This window comes from Arthrobacter sp. sptzw42, from assembly GCF_059089685.1.
The window spans coordinates 1-5,364 of the sequence record NZ_JBNHEX010000025.1 but is presented as its reverse complement, the minus strand read 5'-3'; the positions used below and the strand labels follow the sequence as shown (position 1 = coordinate 5,364).

Here is a 5,364-nt window from a genome sequence, read left to right as displayed (position 1 = left end):
GTTTTTGTTTTACTTCAACGGAGAGTTTGATCCTGGCTCAGGATGAACGCTGGCGGCGTGCTTAACACATGCAAGTCGAACGATGATCCGGTGCTTGCACCGGGGATTAGTGGCGAACGGGTGAGTAACACGTGAGTAACCTGCCCTTGACTCTGGGATAAGCCTGGGAAACTGGGTCTAATACCGGATATGACTCCTCATCGCATGGTGGGGGGTGGAAAGCTTTTTGTGGTTTTGGATGGACTCGCGGCCTATCAGCTTGTTGGTGAGGTAATGGCTTACCAAGGCGACGACGGGTAGCCGGCCTGAGAGGGTGACCGGCCACACTGGGACTGAGACACGGCCCAGACTCCTACGGGAGGCAGCAGTGGGGAATATTGCACAATGGGCGAAAGCCTGATGCAGCGACGCCGCGTGAGGGATGACGGCCTTCGGGTTGTAAACCTCTTTCAGTAGGGAAGAAGCGAAAGTGACGGTACCTGCAGAAGAAGCGCCGGCTAACTACGTGCCAGCAGCCGCGGTAATACGTAGGGCGCAAGCGTTATCCGGAATTATTGGGCGTAAAGAGCTCGTAGGCGGTTTGTCGCGTCTGCCGTGAAAGTCCGGGGCTCAACTCCGGATCTGCGGTGGGTACGGGCAGACTAGAGTGATGTAGGGGAGACTGGAATTCCTGGTGTAGCGGTGAAATGCGCAGATATCAGGAGGAACACCGATGGCGAAGGCAGGTCTCTGGGCATTAACTGACGCTGAGGAGCGAAAGCATGGGGAGCGAACAGGATTAGATACCCTGGTAGTCCATGCCGTAAACGTTGGGCACTAGGTGTGGGGGACATTCCACGTTTTCCGCGCCGTAGCTAACGCATTAAGTGCCCCGCCTGGGGAGTACGGCCGCAAGGCTAAAACTCAAAGGAATTGACGGGGGCCCGCACAAGCGGCGGAGCATGCGGATTAATTCGATGCAACGCGAAGAACCTTACCAAGGCTTGACATGAACCGGAAAGACCTGGAAACAGGTGCCCCGCTTGCGGTCGGTTTACAGGTGGTGCATGGTTGTCGTCAGCTCGTGTCGTGAGATGTTGGGTTAAGTCCCGCAACGAGCGCAACCCTCGTTCTATGTTGCCAGCACGTGATGGTGGGGACTCATAGGAGACTGCCGGGGTCAACTCGGAGGAAGGTGGGGACGACGTCAAATCATCATGCCCCTTATGTCTTGGGCTTCACGCATGCTACAATGGCCGGTACAAAGGGTTGCGATACTGTGAGGTGGAGCTAATCCCAAAAAGCCGGTCTCAGTTCGGATTGGGGTCTGCAACTCGACCCCATGAAGTCGGAGTCGCTAGTAATCGCAGATCAGCAACGCTGCGGTGAATACGTTCCCGGGCCTTGTACACACCGCCCGTCAAGTCACGAAAGTTGGTAACACCCGAAGCCGGTGGCCTAACCCCTTGTGGGAGGGAGCTGTCGAAGGTGGGACTGGCGATTGGGACTAAGTCGTAACAAGGTAGCCGTACCGGAAGGTGCGGCTGGATCACCTCCTTTCTAAGGAGCACCTACAGATCGGGCGCCGCGTGTATGCGTGGTGTGTGGTTTGTCAGGAGTATATGCCCGTTGCGCAGACGATTGTTCTGCGGCGGGTGCTCATGGGTGGAATATCAACAAATAGCGGCTGTCTTTGTGCTTTTGTCTTCTAGTACGGATCCTTGTGGTCCTGGAACGGTGGCGGGGTGTGGGGGCGGTTTAGTGTTTGGCACACTGTTGGGTCCTGAAGCAACAGGACCGGGGTTTTTGTCCCGGGACTTGTGTTTCTGGTTTTCCTGGCCGGACCGGTCATGCACGCTTTGGTGTGTGTGGGGTGTGTGGTTTGGGGTTGTTGTTTGAGAACTACATAGTGGACGCGAGCATCTTTTATAAGAAGCAATTTCCAAGAATATGAACCTGGATCTGGCTGCGCGTGATGGTTACTGGCCCTTTGGGGTTGGTGGTTGTTGGGTGTGGTTGGTTTTCATGGTTCTCTCGAAAATTACTGATTGATCTTTTGTGGTCAAGTTTTTAAGAGCACACGGTGGATGCCTTGGCATTAGGAGCCGAAGAAGGACGTAGGAATCTGCGATAAGCCTGGGGGAGTCGATAACCGGACTGTGATCCCAGGGTGTCCGAATGGGGAAACCCCGCCAGACGCTTCGTGTGATCTGGTGACCCGCATCTGAACACATAGGGTGCGTGGAGGGAACGCGGGGAAGTGAAACATCTCAGTACCCGCAGGAAGAGAAAACAATAGTGATTCCGTTAGTAGTGGCGAGCGAACGCGGATCAGGCTAAACCGTTCCATGTGTGATAGCCGGCGGGCGTTGCATGGTCGGGGTTGTGGGACTTTCCGTACCAATTCTGCCGGGTTGGTGGGGTGTGATGTGCAGGCATAGGTGAACGGTCTTGAAAGGCCGGCCAGAGAGGGTGTGAGCCCCGTAACCGAAATGTTGTGTACCGCCTGGATGAGTATCCCAAGTAGCACGGGGCCCGAGAAATCCCGTGTGAATCTGTCAGGACCACCTGATAAGCCTAAATACTCCCTAATGACCGATAGCGGACCAGTACCGTGAGGGAAAGGTGAAAAGTACCCCGGGAGGGGAGTGAAACAGTACCTGAAACCGTGTGCTTACAATCCGTCGGAGCAGCCTTGTAGTTGTGACGGCGTGCCTTTTGAAGAATGAGCCTGCGAGTTAGTGTTACGTCGCGAGGTTAACCCGTGTGGGGAAGCCGTAGCGAAAGCGAGTCTGAATAGGGCGTTGCAGTGGCGTGATCTAGACCCGAAGCGAAGTGATCTACCCATGGCCAGGTTGAAGCGACGGTAAGACGTCGTGGAGGACCGAACCCACTTCAGTTGAAAATGGAGGGGATGAGCTGTGGGTAGGGGTGAAAGGCCAATCAAACTTCGTGATAGCTGGTTCTCCCCGAAATGCATTTAGGTGCAGCGTTGCGTGTTTCTTACCGGAGGTAGAGCTACTGGATGGCTAATGGGCCCTACAAGGTTACTGACGTCAGCCAAACTCCGAATGCCGGTAAGTGAGAGCGCAGCAGTGAGACTGTGGGGGATAAGCTTCATAGTCGAGAGGGAAACAGCCCAGACCACCAACTAAGGCCCCTAAGCGTGTGCTAAGTGGGAAAGGATGTGGAGTTGCGAAGACAACCAGGAGGTTGGCTTAGAAGCAGCCATCCTTAAAAGAGTGCGTAATAGCTCACTGGTCAAGTGATTCCGCGCCGACAATGTAGCGGGGCTCAAGTACACCGCCGAAGTTGTGGCATTCAGATATTAGCTAAGCCCTTGTGGTTCAGGCGTCTGGATGGGTAGGGGAGCGTCGTGTGGGCAGTGAAGTCGCGGTGTAAACCAGCGGTGGAGCCTACACGAGTGAGAATGCAGGCATGAGTAGCGAAAGACGGGTGAGAAACCCGTCCGCCGAATGATCAAGGGTTCCAGGGTCAAGCTAATCTGCCCTGGGTAAGTCGGGACCTAAGGCGAGGCCGACAGGCGTAGTCGATGGACAACGGGTTGATATTCCCGTACCGGCGAAAAACCGCCCATGCTGAACAGGGGATACTAACTGCCCGAGACCTGCCTGACACCCCTTGTGGGTGAAGGGTTTTGGTGGAGCGCAGGACCTGATCCTGGGAGGCAAGCGTATTAACAGGTGTGACGCAGGAAGGTAGCCAAGCCGGGCGATGGTTGTCCCGGTCTAAGGATGTAGGGCGAACGGTAGGCAAATCCGCTGTTCATGATGCCTGAGATCTGATGGGACCCCCGTTTGGGGGGATTTGGTGATCCTATGCTGCCGAGAAAAGCATCGACGCGAGGTTTCAGCCGCCCGTACCCCAAACCGACACAGGTGATCAGGTAGAGAATACTAAGGCGATCGAGAGAATTATGGTTAAGGAACTCGGCAAAATGCCCCCGTAACTTCGGGAGAAGGGGGGCCCCAACCTTGATGGAACCACGCGTTCCGGAGGGGATCGGGGCCGCAGAGACCAGGGGGAAGCGACTGTTTACTAAAAACACAGGTCCGTGCGAAGTCGCAAGACGATGTATACGGACTGACTCCTGCCCGGTGCTGGAAGGTTAAGAGGACCGGTTAGCCGCAAGGCGAAGCTGAGAATTTAAGCCCCAGTAAACGGCGGTGGTAACTATAACCATCCTAAGGTAGCGAAATTCCTTGTCGGGTAAGTTCCGACCTGCACGAATGGAGTAACGACTTCCCCGCTGTCTCAACCATAAACTCGGCGAAATTGCAGTACGAGTAAAGATGCTCGTTACGCGCAGCAGGACGGAAAGACCCCGAGACCTTTACTATAGTTTGGTATTGGTGTTCGGAGTGGCTTGTGTAGGATAGGTGGGAGACGTTGAAGCCCGGACGCCAGTTCGGGTGGAGTCATCGTTGAAATACCACTCTGGTCACTTTGGACATCTAACTTCGGCCCGTAATCCGGGTCAGGGACAGTGCCTGATGGGTAGTTTAACTGGGGCGGTTGCCTCCTAAAAAGTAACGGAGGCGCCCAAAGGTTCCCTCAGCCTGGTTGGCAATCAGGTGTCGAGTGTAAGTGCACAAGGGAGCTTGACTGTGAGAGAGACATCTCGAGCAGGGACGAAAGTCGGGACTAGTGATCCGGCGGTACATTGTGGAATGGCCGTCGCTCAACGGATAAAAGGTACCTCGGGGATAACAGGCTGATCTTGCCCAAGAGTCCATATCGACGGCATGGTTTGGCACCTCGATGTCGGCTCGTCGCATCCTGGGGCTGGAGTAGGTCCCAAGGGTTGGGCTGTTCGCCCATTAAAGCGGTACGCGAGCTGGGTTTAGAACGTCGTGAGACAGTTCGGTCCCTATCCGCTGCGCGCGCAGGAAATTTGAGAAGGGCTGTCCTTAGTACGAGAGGACCGGGACGGACGAACCTCTGGTGTGTCAGTTGTACTGCCAAGTGCACCGCTGATTAGCTACGTTCGGATGGGATAACCGCTGAAAGCATCTAAGCGGGAAGCTCGCTTCAAGATGAGATTTCCATACACCATTGCGTGTGAGAGGCCCCCAGCCAGACCACTGGGTTGATAGGCCGGATGTGGAAGCGAGGACTAACGACTCGTGAAGCTGACCGGTACTAATAGGCCGATAACTTACACCACACACCACCGCGTGAACGGCATTCAAAAGACGTTCACACCCCGCGGTGGTAAAAAGATAACAAAACTGCTTGCGTCCACTATGTGGTTCCCGAACAACAAACCAAACCGGTTCGTTGTTGCAGGGAACACCACAACTGAATAACAACACCACCACTGCCCCCAGGGGCAGGAGTTGTAACCACAGATTTCCCACCCCC

2 rRNA genes are annotated in these 5,364 nt (G+C 55.1%); both read left to right on the top strand.

The features are described from left to right. The first annotated feature begins 14 nt into the window (after positions 1-14). Positions 15-1,539, top strand: a 16S ribosomal RNA gene (locus tag AC5RT4_RS17705). 500 nt (positions 1,540-2,039) lie between these two features. Next, a 23S ribosomal RNA gene (locus AC5RT4_RS17700) occupies positions 2,040-5,167 on the top strand. Together the 16S and 23S rRNA genes form the textbook arrangement of a ribosomal RNA operon. Positions 5,168-5,364 lie beyond the last annotated feature (197 nt).